At 43.3% G+C, this 16032-nt stretch carries 10 protein-coding genes; 5 read left to right on the plus strand and 5 right to left on the minus strand.

What is annotated here, in order from left to right:
- Positions 1-14 precede the first annotated feature (14 nt).
- From FKG96_RS05690 to FKG96_RS05700, 3 genes are all read right to left on the minus strand, one after another.
- Positions 15-923: a sugar phosphate nucleotidyltransferase gene (locus FKG96_RS05690; RefSeq protein WP_013665037.1), complete on the minus strand. Its 909-nt coding sequence runs from the start codon at positions 921-923 to the stop codon at positions 15-17.
- Positions 924-964: 41 nt separating this feature from the next.
- On the minus strand, positions 965-2506 hold the full coding sequence (locus FKG96_RS05695; protein WP_149105190.1) for a helicase HerA-like domain-containing protein: 1542 nt from the start codon (positions 2504-2506) through the stop codon (positions 965-967).
- A 75-nt stretch (positions 2507-2581) separates the two neighbouring features.
- Positions 2582-5008 (minus strand): prolyl oligopeptidase family serine peptidase, encoded by a 2427-nt coding sequence (locus FKG96_RS05700; RefSeq protein WP_149105191.1) that lies wholly within the window; start codon positions 5006-5008, stop codon positions 2582-2584.
- Between the two features lie 319 nt (positions 5009-5327).
- Between FKG96_RS05700 and rfbA the strand changes: the two genes are divergently transcribed.
- Together rfbA and gmd are read left to right on the plus strand one after the other, a co-directional pair.
- Positions 5328-6194: a glucose-1-phosphate thymidylyltransferase RfbA gene (rfbA, locus tag FKG96_RS05705; RefSeq protein WP_149105192.1), complete on the plus strand. Its 867-nt coding sequence runs from the start codon at positions 5328-5330 to the stop codon at positions 6192-6194.
- A gap of 215 nt (positions 6195-6409) precedes the next feature.
- On the plus strand, positions 6410-7546 hold the full coding sequence (gene gmd / locus FKG96_RS05710) for a GDP-mannose 4,6-dehydratase (RefSeq protein WP_149105193.1): 1137 nt from the start codon (positions 6410-6412) through the stop codon (positions 7544-7546).
- Between the two features lie 85 nt (positions 7547-7631).
- Here the strand turns inward: gmd and FKG96_RS05715 are convergent, their stop codons facing one another.
- Together FKG96_RS05715 and FKG96_RS05720 are read right to left on the minus strand one after the other, a co-directional pair.
- Positions 7632-10853: a glycoside hydrolase family 2 TIM barrel-domain containing protein gene (locus FKG96_RS05715; protein ID WP_149105194.1), complete on the minus strand. Its 3222-nt coding sequence runs from the start codon at positions 10851-10853 to the stop codon at positions 7632-7634.
- A gap of 198 nt (positions 10854-11051) precedes the next feature.
- Positions 11052-11867, minus strand: coding sequence for an AraC family transcriptional regulator (locus FKG96_RS05720; RefSeq protein ID WP_149105195.1), 816 nt, complete (start codon positions 11865-11867; stop codon positions 11052-11054).
- An 86-nt stretch (positions 11868-11953) separates the two neighbouring features.
- On the opposite strand from FKG96_RS05720, the gene FKG96_RS05725 reads away from it, so the two are divergent.
- Genes FKG96_RS05725 through FKG96_RS05735 form a run of 3 tightly spaced genes read left to right on the plus strand, consistent with a single transcriptional unit; the run spans position 11954 to position 15942 of the window.
- Positions 11954-13291 (plus strand): TolC family protein, encoded by a 1338-nt coding sequence (locus FKG96_RS05725; protein WP_149105196.1) that lies wholly within the window; start codon positions 11954-11956, stop codon positions 13289-13291.
- A 4-nt stretch (positions 13292-13295) separates the two neighbouring features.
- A complete protein-coding gene (locus FKG96_RS05730; RefSeq protein WP_149105197.1) occupies positions 13296-14348 on the plus strand; it encodes an HlyD family secretion protein in 1053 nt (350 codons plus the stop codon).
- A 1-nt stretch (position 14349) separates the two neighbouring features.
- A complete protein-coding gene (locus FKG96_RS05735; protein WP_130854387.1) occupies positions 14350-15942 on the plus strand; it encodes an MFS transporter in 1593 nt (530 codons plus the stop codon).
- The last annotated feature ends 90 nt before the right edge of the window (positions 15943-16032 follow it).

Consider the following 16032-nt stretch of genomic DNA (forward strand, 5'->3'; position numbering starts at 1 on the left):
GACTTAACCTTGCGCTAAAATAACTTAGCAGGATAAACTCCTTTTTCAACGAGCGTAGAAATACACTTTTGAACAATCGGTTTATCTTCTTTATAAGTAACACCGAACCACTCTTCAGCCGTTGGAATTACTTTAAAAGCCGCTTTGCCGGATTGGATTAGACTATCAGCTACTAAAGGAATAAAAAATTCTGCTTTCGGATTGTGCTGATTGGCTTCTACAAAATCGATAAAAAGCTTTTTCGTTTCTTCAAATACAGCCGGTGTAAAACCCCAAAAGTTCATAGATACACGTGTATCGTTGGGGATTTCAGTCTCTACACCATTTTCCTCATAAAAAACTTTCTTTTCGCCGTTAACCTCTTTGAAGTACACTTGCGTGCGTTCATTAATGGCCGTCATATTTCCTTGACTGTTCACCGCACATACACCGCGTGAAACAGTACCATGGTCTGATAAGGTTTTATCAACCTGATAGCCCATCAACGAGAATGTTTCGTCCGACACCTCCGTAGTCAAAAATTTCGCCATTTTTTCGAAAGCATCATAACCGTAAAAATCATCCGCATTAATCACACAAAAAGGTTCGTTTATCTGATTGTGGGCCTCTAAAACAGCATGTGCCGTTCCCCAAGGTTTTGCTCTTTCAATATCTTTATCAATGCCATATTTTCGAAGATCCGTGCCTTGATAAACATAGTCAGTTTCTATTTTCCCCTTTAGTTTAGGTTCAAAAATAGCTTTAAATGGTTCGGCAAACTCTTCACGGATAATAAAGCTTACCTTTCCAAATCCCGCCTTGATCGCATCATAAATCGAATAATCAATGATCGTTTCCCCATTGGGACCAAAGGCATCGATTTGTTTCATACTTCCGTAACGGCTAGCCATACCTGCTGCTAAAATCAATAAGGTGGGTTTCATTCTTTTCTTTAATTTATTATTAGTTAACGTTGTTATTTTTTTTAGTTTTTTCTTTTTTTTCCGCCAATAAGCGATGCTATAATTGCAGTTCCGAGTTTGGTTAAAAACTTGATGCCCTCACGTCCGAGTGTCCGTGATGCGCTCTTAGCCATGGCCTCCATAGGTGTTTCTCTCGAGCTACTACCTGCCCCTTTTTTTTGTATCGGTTTTTCCTCTTCCGCTACGATTGTTTCCTTTTCATTTTCCTCCAATATATCAGCTGCACTTCGTGTGTTAACAGCCTCCTTGTATTTGCCATAAATGGCCGACTCATTTACCAGGGCATCGTAGCTAGCTTTATCCAAAGGCCCCATGACCGCTCTCGGTGGAATAAGGTGAGTCGCTACCACTTCCGTGGGGATTCCTTTGTCATTTAAGACCGTAATGATGGCCTGTCCGGTACCTAAACCGGTTAGGGTTTTGTCTATTTCGTAAAAGTCGGAATGCGGATAGGTTTTTGCTGTTTTGCGCAATGCTTCCGCATCATTCGGTGTGAACGCTCGTAAGGCATGCTGAACGCGATTTCCCAGTTGGCCCAATACGGTGTCGGGCACATCAGTAGCTGCTTGCGTGCAAAAAAATACACCTATTCCTTTTGATCGTATGAGGCGGATAATTTGCTCTATTTTACCCAAAAACGCTTTCGAAGCTCCATTGAAGAGAAGGTGTGCCTCATCAAAAAAGAAGATAAGCTTAGGTTTATCTAAGTCGCCTACTTCCGGCATCTGTTCAAACAATTGGGATAGTAAGCTTAACAGAAAAGTAGAAAATAAAAGCGGTTGACTTTGAATATCCGAAATATTCAGCAGACTGACGACCCCCTTCCCATCTACGCGTTCAAACAAATCGTTTAGGTCCAATGCAGGCTCTCCAAAAATGTGGCCAAGCCCTTGTTGCTCTATAGCCACGATTTTGCGTAAAATGGTAGTAGAGGTAGCACTGCTGATTTTTCCGTAGCTCTCCTTTATTTCGAGCGCACCATCTTCTGACGTTAAGTAATTTAATAATTTCTTTAGATCTTCCAGATCCATTACAGGGTAGGATTTGTCCGCCGCATACTTAAATAAAACGGAAAGAACGCCTGTCTGTGTATCATTCAACTCGAGAATCCGTCCCAATAAGATCGGTCCAAAATCACTGATCTTGACGCGCATCGGTGCACCAAGTTCTCCCGAAAGCGAATAAAGCGCAATAGGAAAACCCGACGGCACAAAAGGCCTCCCGAGCGCTTGTCCCCGCTCTTCCAATGCCGCATTCGTTTTTCCGGGTTCATGTAAACCCGATAAATCGCCTTTTACATCGAGCATAAAAACAGGCACATTGGCATCCGATAATTGCTCAGCGATGAGCTGAAGTGTACGTGTCTTTCCGGTACCGGTCGCGCCCGCAATCAGGCCATGCCGATTCATCATCTTTAAAGCAAGATTTACCTCTGCTTGTGCTACAATGTTTCCATCCAGTATCCCGGCCCCAAGATAGATAAATTCACCCTTCGGTTGATAGGAAGCGGTTATTTTTGCAATAAACTGGTCGATATCAGCCATATTTAATAATTTAAGCCGATGCAAATTACACAATTTTTATTGCTTACAAAATTGGCAATTTCGCCTTTGCAATTATTATTCCGTTTGTTTATCGGTTACTTTTCTATTCTTGACATATTTTTCAAGCCAACAATCCATTTCCCAGAATGTATGCATAATGGATTCCTTTGCTCGATAACCATGAAATTCCTTCGGGAGCAATACTAAACGGACCGTTCCTCCATGGCCTTTAATGGCGTTGTAAAGTCTTTCACTTTGTATAGGGAAAGTCCCGGAATTTTCGTCATCCAAGCCATGGGTCATCAATAAAGGTGTTTTTATTTTATTTGCATAGCTGAAAGGCGACATTTGATAATACACCTCGGGAGCCTCCCAATAGGTCCTCGATTCATACTGAAAACCGAAAGGTGTAAGGGTTCTATTATACGCACCACTTCGAGCTATTCCCGCAGCAAAAAGATTGGTATGGGCTAACAGATTTGCCGTCATAAAAGCTCCATAAGAGTGTCCTCCAACAGCAATTCTGTTTCGATCGGCAATACCCATATCCACAACATAATCAATTACGGCTTGCGCATTATCTTGAATTTGCTGGATAAAGGTATCATTGGGCTCTTCCTTACCTTCACCCACAATAGGCATGTCGGTTTGATCCAAAATCGCATAGCCACGGGTTACCCAATAGACGGGCGATCGAAAAGCAAGCCGTGTAAAACGGTATGGAGAGCCTTTTACCTGTCCTGCTGCCTTTAAACTTTTAAACTCTTTAGGGTAAGCCCATATCAAAACCGGTAGCGGGCCTTGTTCCTTGGTATAACCCTTGGGTAAATACAAGGTTGCTGTTAGTTTAATGCCGTCCTTACGCGGATAAGATAACTGCTGTTTACTAACTCCTTTGAGACTTGGATAAGGATCGGGAAAGGTAGTCAACGACATACCATTGCCATTTTTCAAATCTATCCGATAAATGTTCGGTGCTTGTTCTATGGACTCGCGGGAAACATATACAACGCCTTTATTATTAAAAAATAAGGGCTCTTCATAATAGGGGGCTTTAGACTTAAAGAGGGTGTCCTTTCGATCGCTTAACAAACCCCACTTCATCAAAAAGGGGCGATCGCCCTCCGGAGAAGATCCGACTCCTATACTGAAAGCCATAGGCTCTGCTTCTTTTTCGAATAACAGGACAGGTCTGTCGTAAGGTCCGTCAGTATGGACGAACTGGCCTGGATCGGTATAACTGTCCTCAGACGAGCGGTCGGCAATGACTTTAACGATCTTTCCCGTTTCCGGATGGATCAGCGTCATCTTTTCTTTTCTATCTTTCCGCCACTCTTCTTTTAAAACAGCATACTGCTTATTGCCCCATTCAATCCCTTGATATCGCAAAGTGGTTGACGTCAATTTAACGGCCTCTCGATTAAAAGGTGCTTTCAAGGTAAAGACTACATCGCGGATGGCTTGTTCTTTGTTTGGGTCACCTCCATCCTGTGCTTCTACCCAGTATAAAGTGGCAGGTGCATCGGTACGCCATCCAAACTCCCTAGCGCCACTAATGACAGCATCAAAGCCGGTTGGAAGATTTTCAGCTAAAGGAGATGTCGCCAATTTTTTCACTTCCTTTCCCCAAGCGGTATAAATAATATTTTCAAATGGGAAGGAATAAATAGGCACTAAATAAGAATACGGGCGTATCACCTTTTGAGCAAGTATATATTTACCGTTGGGAGAATAAGCTAGGTCACGATAAATTCCTGGAGCTAAGATCTTTTCCACTTCACCGTTTAGACTTACCAAGGCAGGTTGAGAAGTTAAGAAGTAATCCATAAGCGTCTCGTCGTAAGGATTCTTTAGCAGATTCTGATAAGTTCTGGATGGAGCCGCCAAGCCAATGTTCTCCTGAATAATCGGTCCACTTGGGACCAGGCTCTCCCGGGGTTGCGTACCTCTTGCATCCACAAGCAGCTGTACCAATAATTGATTACCCTCAGGAGCCCATTGTAAGGTTCGCCCATAGGCATCATTTACATATCTTTCGGATATTCTTTTGGCCTGTAACTTTTCGATATCGACGAGCCACAGCTCTACTCCTTCTTTTGTTGCATTTGTGAAAGCAAGATACTGTTCATTCGGACTCCAAGTAATATTGCCAATCTTTGCCGACTTTGGTAAACCTTCCACCAGTTTTTCATTGGTTGAATTTACTTCTTGGATCGCCATCGATGTATAAGTAGTAGATACGGCTGAAGAATTATTCAGTGGATTAATACGTAAACCGGCGAGGCCAAGAATGGGCTGGGAAACATCTTCAATGGATGGATAATCAGGCACGCGTAAAAGCAATAACTTGGTACCACTTTTATTAAACCGGACAACCGGTGTATTCGGTGCGTTCAAGAGCTCTTGAATACTGGCGGGTGGGCTTTGATAACCCTTTTGCTCCTGCGCTCGGGCGGATATAGTAGCAGCAAAAATTAAGAGGCTAAGTAGTGTTTTCTTCATGTATATTATTTTAATTAAAATACTGTTAAAATGGTCGATCGTGAACCAATTATATTAGGTGGTTAAAAATAGCTGCAATATGCCAATAATTGCCCGAAATACCTAACATGAGATATAAAAAACTGAGTATTCGCCGTTAAGAACGAAGTGCCATATGTGTAAATACGTTCTTTTAATTGCAAGGACCAATGTAAGTTGAACGGGAAATCCGGGCTTGTTTATCCATCGTTCTTTGATATGGCAAAAAATCAATACTTTTACGATAAAATAATTGGAAAAAAGAATAGAACAATCATCTAAATAAGAAAAAATATAATTCATGAAAGGTATTATTTTAGCAGGAGGATCAGGTACCCGTTTACATCCCTTAACACTGGCGGTAAGCAAGCAACTGATGCCTGTGTATGACAAACCGATGATTTACTACCCCTTATCAACACTGATGCTAGCGGGTATAAATGAGATTTTGATTATATCCACGCCACACGATTTGCCCAACTTTGAAAAATTGTTAGGCGATGGCTCGCAGATTGGTTGCAAGTTTTCTTATGCCGTTCAGGCGGAACCCAATGGCTTAGCGCAAGCCTTTGTTATAGGAGAAGAATTTATCGGTGAGGATAAGGTGGCGCTGATTTTGGGAGATAATATTTTTTATGGTGATGGCTTGTCTAAGTTGTTGCAACAGAGTGTTAATCCGGAAGGCGGCGTCGTTTTCGCTTATCCCGTGTCCGATCCCGAACGTTATGGTGTTGTTGAGTTCGATGAGGACAAGAATGTGCTATCGATCGAAGAAAAGCCAAAAGAACCCAAATCAAATTATGCCGTTCCGGGTATTTATTTCTACGATAACTCGGTCGTATCGATTGCCAAGAATATCGAGCCGTCTGCAAGGGGTGAGTATGAGATCACTGACGTGAATAAAAAATATTTAGAAGCGGGTCGTTTAAAAGTAGGGGTTTTCAGTCGTGGCACGGCCTGGTTGGACACGGGTACTATTCCTTCTTTAATGCAGGCAGGTCAATTCGTACAAGTTATTGAGGAGCGCCAGGGCTTGAAAATAGGGTGCATCGAAGAAGTAGCCTATCGTATGAAATATATTAACGCCGATCAATTACGGACCATCGCTGAACCTTTGGTAAAGAGTGGTTATGGGGAATACCTATTGCGACTGGTGGGAGGGAAGTAGGTGAATCGATAAATAGCCAATTAGCCAATTTGATGATTAGCTAATGTGATGATTTACGTTAAGAGGTGTTTTACGTTTTCCGGTACGGCTAGCCAGTGAGCGGTTGGATCGCAAATTCAATTATTTCTATCACGTGAAAACGGCTGGCGGGAAGGATTCAAAAGACTAACAAAAAAAGGCTGGCGGTCGATAGCTGACAGCTGATTGCTATAAAAATGAAAACAGCATTAATAACAGGAATTACCGGACAGGACGGTGCGTATTTAGCCGAATTTCTGCTAAAAAAGGGTTACCGTGTCCACGGTGTGAAGCGGAGAAGCTCGCTTTTTAATACAGATCGGATCGACCATCTCTATCAGGATCCCCATGAAGCGAATCCGAAATTTACTTTGCACTACGGCGACTTGACCGATTCAACGAATCTGATTCGTTTAGTGCAGGAAACCCAACCGGATGAAATTTACAACCTTGCAGCCCAAAGCCATGTAAAGGTCAGTTTTGATACCCCCGAATATACAGCCAATGCCGATGGTTTAGGTATGCTCCGCTTATTGGAAGCAGTCAGATTGTTAGGAATGACAGCGAAATGCCGTATCTACCAAGCTTCCACTTCTGAACTCTATGGGCTGGTACAAGCAGTACCTCAAAGTGAAACAACTCCGTTCTATCCCCGATCTCCTTACGCGGTAGCAAAATTGTATGCCTATTGGATAACGGTCAATTACCGTGAAGCCTATAAAATGTACGCATGTAATGGTATTCTATTTAATCATGAAAGCCCAATAAGGGGCGAAACTTTTGTGACGAGAAAGATTACCCGCGCAGTATCCAAGATTGCACTAGGGTTGCAAGACCGGTTATATTTAGGGAACCTCTCTGCGCAACGCGATTGGGGGCATGCTAAAGATTATATTGAAGCCATGTGGCTGATTCTCCAGCAGGAGCAGGCGGAGGATTATGTAATTGCGACAGGTGTTACGGCTACCGTACGTGATTTTGTGCGAATGAGTTTTGCCCATGTAGGTATCGAAATTGAATTCAGTGGAAAGGATGAGCAGGAGAAGGGTGTTATTATAGATGCAGATGAGCAAAGATTGACGGCACTGGGAATAGACCCGGCTAACATCAAATTCGGTCAAACGGTTGTTAAAGTAGATCCTACTTATTTTAGACCAACGGAAGTCGATTTACTTATCGGCGATGCCACAAAAGCGCAGACTAAACTTGGATGGAAACCAAAATACAATCTCGAAAGCTTGGTAGCTGACATGATGGAGTCTGATCTACACCTCATGCGTAAAGAGGAATACCTTAAAAAGGGCGGCTTTAAAACGATGAATTACTTTGAGTAGCGGGGTATTTTAGGTATAAGGTATGAGGTTTAAGGTGTACGACCTGCACAACCTTCTAAACCTTATACCTTCACCCCCTACGCCCCTAGTGTCTTCTAACATAGTCTGCTGCATCCCCGTCCATCATACTATAAGGGAGCAAGCTAAAGCTGAAGTTGATGGGTTCTTTGGCAATTTGGTATTGCGGCAGCGTAATCGGTCCACAACTACCATTACCTAACCCTCGTTGCGCATAATCAATATGTAATATAACTTCCGGCCTTGCCTTTAACTCATAAGGATGCTTGGCCTTATGCAAATCCCTTTCGGTATAATGAGAAGCACTAAAGCCGAGTTTATTGTCTGCAACAACGATCATTCCCTGGTTATTCGTATTCGTAAGCTTTACCCACTTCGTATCTTCTCGGTTCGCCATACTTTGGGGGCGCATATAATTGCTTCCTAACTGTTCCACGGTACTTTGGTAACGACCAAAAAAGGCAGCCTGCTTACGGTCGATATAATTCTCATGCGGCCCTCGCCCCAGCCATTCAACAGTATTATGTCGCCCATTGACGGTTGCGCTAAAACCAATCCTTGCCAGGGGTAGTCCGTCTTTGTTGGGGTTGATAAAGGCCGAGACATGTATAATGCCGTTTCCGTACACGGTGTATACAAGATTGAGCGGAATTTCATACCCGGACTTGGTACTTGCGATTACCGATGCGGTAACCTGGACCGACTTACGGCTGCTTTGATTGATGTTGAAATCATTTACCTTAAACGACAGGGAGTCGTATCCCTCCTTTTCCCACGGAATGGCTTGTCCCCAATCTTTATCGCGGTCGTTATCAAGCGTAGCCCGATAGATGTTCAATTTCAAACCATTTCCGAGACCTTCGATCAGCTGGTTATTTCGATAAGCCAAGGATGAAATCATGCCATTATTGCGATTGAATCCTACATGGAACTCTTTGCCGATTAAGGTAACCTCATCTTCTTTTTGGAGTACAATAATATCAGGCAGGGTGGTCACCGTATCCAAGTAGGCAACTTGTACCGGCGCTCGGTAGGGCATTTCAAACTGTTCCGTTGCTACAACGGTCCCTTTCGGAGCCCATCGCTCATCCTTAGTTGATTTAACAGAAAGTTGCAAATGATAAGATGCCCCCGGAGCTAAGAGCGGTTGCTTGATGGGCACACGTAAGATGCTGCTATCGCCCGGTGCCAGATTCAGCGGTGGGAGTACGCCTTGCTGAACCTCCTTGCCATCCTCTGTTAGTACCCAATCCAATGTAAAATTGTTCAAGTCCAGAAAAGCATATTTATTCTTTACACGGACATTTCCTTCCACAAGATTTGCTGCCGTGAAGCTTACATATTGATACACTTTTTTCACTTCTTCCAACTTGGCCGTCGGTTTTCTATCCGGTGTCAATATACCATCCATGCAAAAGTTTCCGTCATTCGGCTTATCACCAAAGTCGCCGCCATAAGCAAAAAAGGTTTGCCCCTTCGCGGCTCCCGGTATCTGTTTGCTCAAGCCATGGTCCACCCATTCCCAAATACAGCCACCGATAAGGCGCGGATGACTTTCGATGACATCCCAATATTCTTTCAGATTACCGATGGCATTTCCCATAGCATGACCATACTCACACATCAAAAAAGGTTTGGTGCTAGCCGTTTGTCCGCTCTTTAATAGACTGGCGACCGAAGGATACATGGTTGATTCAATATCTGCCACTTCGTTGTAACTTTCAAAATGAAGCGGTCTGGTCGTATCAATCGCCAGTACCGCTTCACGAGCGGCCTTGAAGTTCTCATGGCCCCAAGACTCATTGCCTAAAGACCAAATAATGATCGAAGGATGGTTTTTATCGCGCTGTACCATCCGCCTGTGCCGATCGATGTAGGCCGGTTTCCAACTGATGCTATTTCCCAAATCTGCCTTCGCTCCATGGGTTTCCAAATCCGCTTCATCAATTACATAGAGGCCATATTCATCGCATAACTTGTACCAACGTGGGTCGTTGGGATAATGAGAAGTACGTACCGTATTGATGTTATTTTGCTTCATCAATTGGATGTCTTCCAACATACTTTCATAAGGTACGGCCTTGCCGAAAACGGGATGTGTTTCATGTCGATTCACGCCCTTTAATAAGATCGGCTTATTGTTTACATACAAGCGGCTATTCTTAATTTCAATTTTTCTAAAACCGAACTTGCTAGATAAAACTTCAGTGACCTGATCCTGTTTGTCTTTCAGGGTAAGGATTACCGTATAAAGGTAAGGCGTTTCTGCCGTCCATAACTTGGGATTTTGGATGGTGCTTTTCAATTGATAGGCAGCATCCTCTTCCTTTTTCCCAAAGAGGCTTCCAAATCCAATCTTTCGATTGATCCGTTCTTCCATTTTGGAAGAGAGTACCGCTTCCTTTCCTTCCGCGTCCAAGATCTTCACGCTTAAACTTCCGACCGCGTCGCCGCCTTTTCCGGAATTTCTTAACCAAGTGTCGGCTATAAAAGTTGCTGAAGAAAGATCATCCGATAGTATTGATTTCAGAAAAAAATCGCGTATATGTAATTTCGGGGCGGCGCTCAAGTATACATTTCGATGAATCCCGCCCAGTCGGAACATATCTTGATCCTCCAGGTAACTGCCGTCGCTCCATTTATACACTTCAACGGCAATTAAATTGCTCTGACCCGTTTGAACATATTCCGTAATATCAAAAGAAGCGCCTGTCATGCTCCCTTCACTATAGCCAATTTTTTCGCCATTAACCCATACATAGAAGGCGCTTTGCACGCCATCAAAATTCAGGAAGATCTGTTTATCAGCCCAATTAGAAGGGATTTCCACCTTACGTCTGTACGATCCCACGGGGTTGGGTTCCTTGTGTTTAGTCCATGACGTATCAACAGGTTTCATGATTTTGGGCGGTTCCACTTTAAATGGATAAGTGATGTTGGTATAGATAGGTGTGCCATATCCGTTAACCTCCCATGTGGACGGTACCCTAAGCTCCTTCCATTGACGATCATTAAAACCCTTTTTATAGAAATCTTTGGGACGCTCATTCGGGCTTTTTACCCAGTTAAATTTCCACAAGCCGTTTAAACTTTTATAGAGTGAAGAATTGGAATCGATATTAGCGATAGCCTGCTGCTCATTATCGAAGGGAATAGCCGTTGCATGACTGGGTAGTTTATTGGTTTCAAACACCTTTTCATTTTCCCAATCCCGCTGTTGTGCAGCAAGAGGCAAAGCGGTGCTTATAAGAAAGATAAGACTATATAGATAGCGATCTATTGCATTCATGTATGTTTGTTTTAGTAGCCTATTGCCCGCCTAATTGAGGAGCCTGAACCAGCGGAATCCATCAACTAACGAAAGCTAGCGAGCATCGTGATTGGCAAAGATATCATTTTACTCTACTAGAACGTAATAGTTGCCCTGAACGTATGGCTATTGTTACGCATGCGTAATTTTTGTGATCTGCACTTTTTCCGGGCAGATTTAAGTGCCTTCGTCAGCAACGGCGATATTCAGCTGCTGGAAGTCGGTAGGGCGTTGCCCCATGATGCTATAGAACGTATTACTGAAAGCCGAGATGCTATTGTAGCCTACACGATAAGCAATTTCGCTAATCGAGAGATCGTCTTTAATCAGGTGTTCCATCGCCTTAATAATTCGGGTTAATTTGAGATATTGAAAAAAAGGCATGTTCAAAATCGTCTTGAATAGTCGTGATAAGGTTCTTTCGCTAAACCCGAATGCCTTTCCTAAAACTTCCAAGGTCAGATCATCCGCGATATGTTGATGGATATAGATCAATACAGGTCGCAAACGGATGTTATCGGTGGTAGGCAATGCAATGGGCAATGGATGCAAACTGATTAACGGCAGGATATTTTTCATTGTATTCAGAAAATCATAGGCTTTGGAACCCGGAAAAATATCACCATGCCATCTTTCAGAAAACAGAAGCATTTCAAGCAGCAGGTTGTTCACAGGATAGATACCCATTTTCTTAAAAAAAGCATCATCGGTTCGCTTAGGGTCAAAGTGGATGGTACGTACTTTAACCGAAGGATATCGATGGTAAAAGCGATGTCGTACTCCTGCCGGAATCCAGGCATAATGTCTTGCCGGTAAAAAATAAGACCGATCTTCCGTATGTAAAAAGATCACACCTCCTTCCACGTAAGTGAGTTGCCCTTTATGATGACTGTGCAATTCCAGCTGATCACCATATTGGCTGTACCACAGATAGGTGCTGTCCGGGTGCTGGTCCAGCGCCGATAAATATTCGCTGATCGTTACTCTTTTCATTTGGCGTGTTTAAGCAAAAGTATGTCATTTTAGAGAAAAATAAGAAAACCAAATATCCCGACCTTTGTGGTGTCATTAGATAAATCATGAACTTTCTAAAGTATAACATAAAACTGGGCCTGTGCTTGGGGATAACACTATTGTCTCCCGTCTATGGAAGAACACAGCAAATGAGGGCTGAGGCCTTGAGCCTGGAAAAGGCCTGGCAATTGGCTGACCTTAACAGCAAAAAAATCCAAATAAGTGAAATGGATGTGCAGGCAAGCGCCGCTCGTTTACAGATCGCAAAGGATGGGCGCTTACCCGAGGTGTCAATTCATGGACAATATGCATACGTGTTTAATATGCCGATTTATGAAGATGGTCTTTTCCATACCCCCAAGCAATTTCCGGTCGATCGAAAGTACTATAAGGCGGGTGCTGAAGCCTATCTCAATCTTTACAATGGCGGTAAAACCGGTCGGGAAATTATGTACGCAAAAAAAGAACAGGAGATTGTTGAGGTGGAACATCACCGGACAGCGGCAGATATTCATTTCAGCGTAGCTGTGCATTATTATGATGTTTATAGAAATCAGGCCTATCGAACACTTTTATTACACGACATTAAAGAGCGCGAAAAGCAGTTGGAGGAAATTAAACAGCTTTACGCCAATGGAACAGTCCTTAAAAGCGATGTTTTACGGGCAGAGCTACGTTTGTCCAAACAGCGCATGTTATTGATAGAAATCAATAACAGTATTAAAATCGCGGGGCAGCGACTTAATGTTTTGATAGGTAAACCTGACGACACGCCGGTGCAACTGGATGTTGACACCGGTGGCCATGCGGCATTTCAATTACAGTCTTTGCAAACATATTTAGACGAAGCCCATGCACACGCTTTCAACGGATTATTGTCCGGAAAAGCCAAGGAGCTGCGTGCCCTCAACCTGCAACAAGTGAAATCGAATACCTCCCCTAAGGTAGGTTTCTTTGCTGAATATGGTTATGGCTATCCCCAGATACAATTTTATCCTTACAGTTTAGCGTTGTACGGCTCCGGAATGGCCGGCATAAAACTTAGTATTCCCATCTCCGGCTTATACACTAACAAACACAAGGTACAAGAAGCATCTTTGGCGCTTAAACAGCAGGAAATAGCCTATGAAAATGCCCATGACGAAATAAGACAAGCGGTAGAGGAGGCCTACTTACGATGTACGGAGGCTATGAAAAAAATTGAAGTTGCTAAAGAAAATATCAAGCAGGCGGCAGAAAGTTACCGCATTATGCGTAACACCTATTTCAATCAGCTTTCGCTACTAACAGATTTTCTTGATGCAGAAACGCAATTACTGCAATCACGGTTCGAATTATCAACCGCCCAAGCAAATGCACAGGTACAATTTTACAAATTACAAAGAACGATTGGCAATTTATAATACAATGACAATACAAAAGCAATCATCATCTGATAAAATAATTACACGAATCACCACGGCAGTCGCCCTGATCCTCGTGATTGCCCTGCTCATTTGGGGTTTTCGTACGCTCGTTTCCTATTATCGTTTTGAGGAAACGAATGACGCACAAGTAGATGAGTATATTAATCCCATAACCTCTCGGGTGAATGGTTATATAAAGGAAGTTCGCTTCGAGGAAAATCAAAATGTGCACAAAGGAGATACCCTGGTTATCATCGATAATAGCGAATACGCTGCGCAACAAGAGGAGGCCGCAGCTTCCTTAATGAACGCCCGGGCACAGGTTGCCGTTTTACAAAGTAACATTCAAACGGCTAATAAAGGCGCCGCCGTAGACGAATCACATATTCGTGCCGCTAAGGCGAGATTGGTAAAACAAGAACAAGAGTATAACCGGTATCAGAAGCTTTACGAGGTCGAATCGGCCACTAAACAGCAGTTAGAAGCTGTGCAAAGCGCTTTGGAGGTTGCAAAGGCCGATTATCTTGCTGCAACCGATGCCTATGCAGCTTCTTTATCAAAAGCGAACGACATCCGGGTACAGGCCGATGTATTGCATGCCGAAATTAAGCGACGGGAAGCCGTGTTGCAACGGAGCGCTTTGAATACGGACTATACCGTTATTCGTGCCCCTTACGATGGCAAAATGGGAAGACGAAGCATCCAACCCGGACAGCTGGTGCAACCCGGCCAAACCTTAGCTTTCATTATCGATCGAAGCTCAGGCAAATGGGTTGTGGCTAATTTTAAAGAAACGCAAATCCAGCATATGCGAGTAGGCAAAGAAGTGTCTATCTCGGTAGATGCCTATCCCGATAAAATCTTTCATGGGAAAATAGAATCACTTTCCGGAGCCACAGGCTCGCGTTATTCGCTGTTACCACCGGATAACTCGACCGGTAATTTTGTGAAGATTGCACAAAGGATACCGGTGCGTATCCGCCTCGAAGGAGAAGATATTGAGCTTTTGAATGCTGGCATGAACGCCACCGTGCGCGTAGGAAAAGGAGGATGATATGGCTGATAAACAATTATTTAAAGCATGGGTGCCACGTTGGTTAATCTTCCTGACTACACTGCTGCTCTTATTGCCTACTTTATTGCTTTTTGCCATGTCAACAGCCAATGTATCCGCGGCGGTTGGCTACTATGGTATTGAGCCAGCTGACGTTCAATTCTCTTTGTTAGTTTTCTATGCCGCCATTGCGGCTTTCACACCCCTGGAAACCCGTTTCTTCAATCGGATCGCCACGAAAGAGTACTTGCTAATCTGCTTGAGTTTGCAGCTTGTTTTTGCCTATGGCGTATACCATAGTCATCACCTAGGCGTAATCCTACCCATACGGTTCTTACAGGGGATTGTGAATTGCGGTACCACCAGTATCTGCTTAAACTTACTTTTCCGACAGCTCAAATCAGACCATGCCCGAGAAATTGGCTACTCCATTTTTTATGGTTTGATCTTATGTGTGGCTCCCTTAACTTCCTTAATGGCCGCTCCGCTCATTGATCAATATGATTATAAAGTGATCTATAAAGCAATTACCTTTTGTATTATACCCGGTGCGATTATGTTATTAAGCATTATGCACAATGTGCGTCTCAGTCGTAAGACACCGCTTTATCAGCTGGACTGGGTCAGCTTTGTATTATACGCAGGAGCCTTAGTACTGCTTGCTTATGTGCTCGTATACGGACAGCAGCTGAACTGGTTTGATGACCCGATGGTTCGATATGGTGCTTTTTTAGTGCCATTCCTGCTATTGATGAATTATTGGCGACAGAAATCACTTAAACGACCCTATGTGTATGTTGAGATATTTCGTTATAAAAATATTTGGATAGGCCTTCTCTTATTAGTGATTCTCTATCTTGTACGTGGTAGCTTTAATCTAACTAGCCAATACTTTGCACAGGTTCTGGGCATGGATCCCCTTCATACCTATCGCTTTCTATTGTGGAACATGCTGGGAGTTGTCATCGGTTGTACAATATCGACCCGATTGGTTATTTTAAAGAAATCACTTCAGGCACTTTGGTGTACCGGTTTTGCGCTGTTGGCTATTTATCATGCAGTGATGGTTCATTTTTTTTCTACCGAAGCTAATCCAAGCCACTATATCTTATTGCTAATATTGCAGGGAGTTGGTGCGGGTTTATTAATGGGGCCCGTTGTGCTATTTATCATTTCCTCGGTCCCAACGGCATTAAGCAAATCGGCCTCTGCGATTGGAGTCTTTGTCCGTTTCAGTACCTTTTCATTGAGTTTAGCTTCGCTCAATTTTTATCAGTTGTACTTTGAAAAGATACATAGTAACCAGCTTGCTGAAGGGCTCAACCAAAGCAATTCCTTGCTAACACAACGACTTTCTTTATATCAGCAGGCACTGTCAGCCAGCGGGATGCCGCATGATCAGGCTGGGCGCGCAGCACATGCTTTATTGGCGAAAAGTATGCACAAGCAAGATTTTCTACGTTTCTGCATGGATTATTATCAGTTGATGGCGATTATATGTGTTATTACCATAGTACTGATACTGCTCATGCCTATTATCAATAAAACGATTATTAATGTTAAGAACAAGCAACCGGCTGCAGCGGGGTTTTAGGTGATTGTTGAGTGGTTGAGTAGGGGAGTAGTTAAGTAGAAAGAGTAAAAATAGCAGGACTTTATGTCTTATGCCCTGCTACTTGTGTCC

Source organism: Olivibacter sp. LS-1, assembly GCF_008245145.1.
Lineage (GTDB): Bacteria > Bacteroidota > Bacteroidia > Sphingobacteriales > Sphingobacteriaceae > Olivibacter > Olivibacter oleidegradans.

Coding starts and splice junctions, on each gene's coding strand:
- FKG96_RS05690 (WP_013665037.1), bottom strand. CDS start 923: ATGAAACCCACCTTATTGATTTTAGCAGCAGGTATGGCTAGCCGTTAC.
- FKG96_RS05695 (WP_149105190.1), bottom strand. CDS start 2,506: ATGGCTGATATCGACCAGTTTATTGCAAAAATAACCGCTTCCTATCAA.
- FKG96_RS05700 (WP_149105191.1), bottom strand. CDS start 5,008: ATGAAGAAAACACTACTTAGCCTCTTAATTTTTGCTGCTACTATATCC.
- rfbA (WP_149105192.1), top strand. CDS start 5,328: ATGAAAGGTATTATTTTAGCAGGAGGATCAGGTACCCGTTTACATCCC.
- gmd (WP_149105193.1), top strand. CDS start 6,410: ATGAAAACAGCATTAATAACAGGAATTACCGGACAGGACGGTGCGTAT.
- FKG96_RS05715 (WP_149105194.1), bottom strand. CDS start 10,853: ATGAATGCAATAGATCGCTATCTATATAGTCTTATCTTTCTTATAAGC.
- FKG96_RS05720 (WP_149105195.1), bottom strand. CDS start 11,867: ATGAAAAGAGTAACGATCAGCGAATATTTATCGGCGCTGGACCAGCAC.
- FKG96_RS05725 (WP_149105196.1), top strand. CDS start 11,954: ATGAACTTTCTAAAGTATAACATAAAACTGGGCCTGTGCTTGGGGATA.
- FKG96_RS05730 (WP_149105197.1), top strand. CDS start 13,296: ATGACAATACAAAAGCAATCATCATCTGATAAAATAATTACACGAATC.
- FKG96_RS05735 (WP_130854387.1), top strand. CDS start 14,350: ATGGCTGATAAACAATTATTTAAAGCATGGGTGCCACGTTGGTTAATC.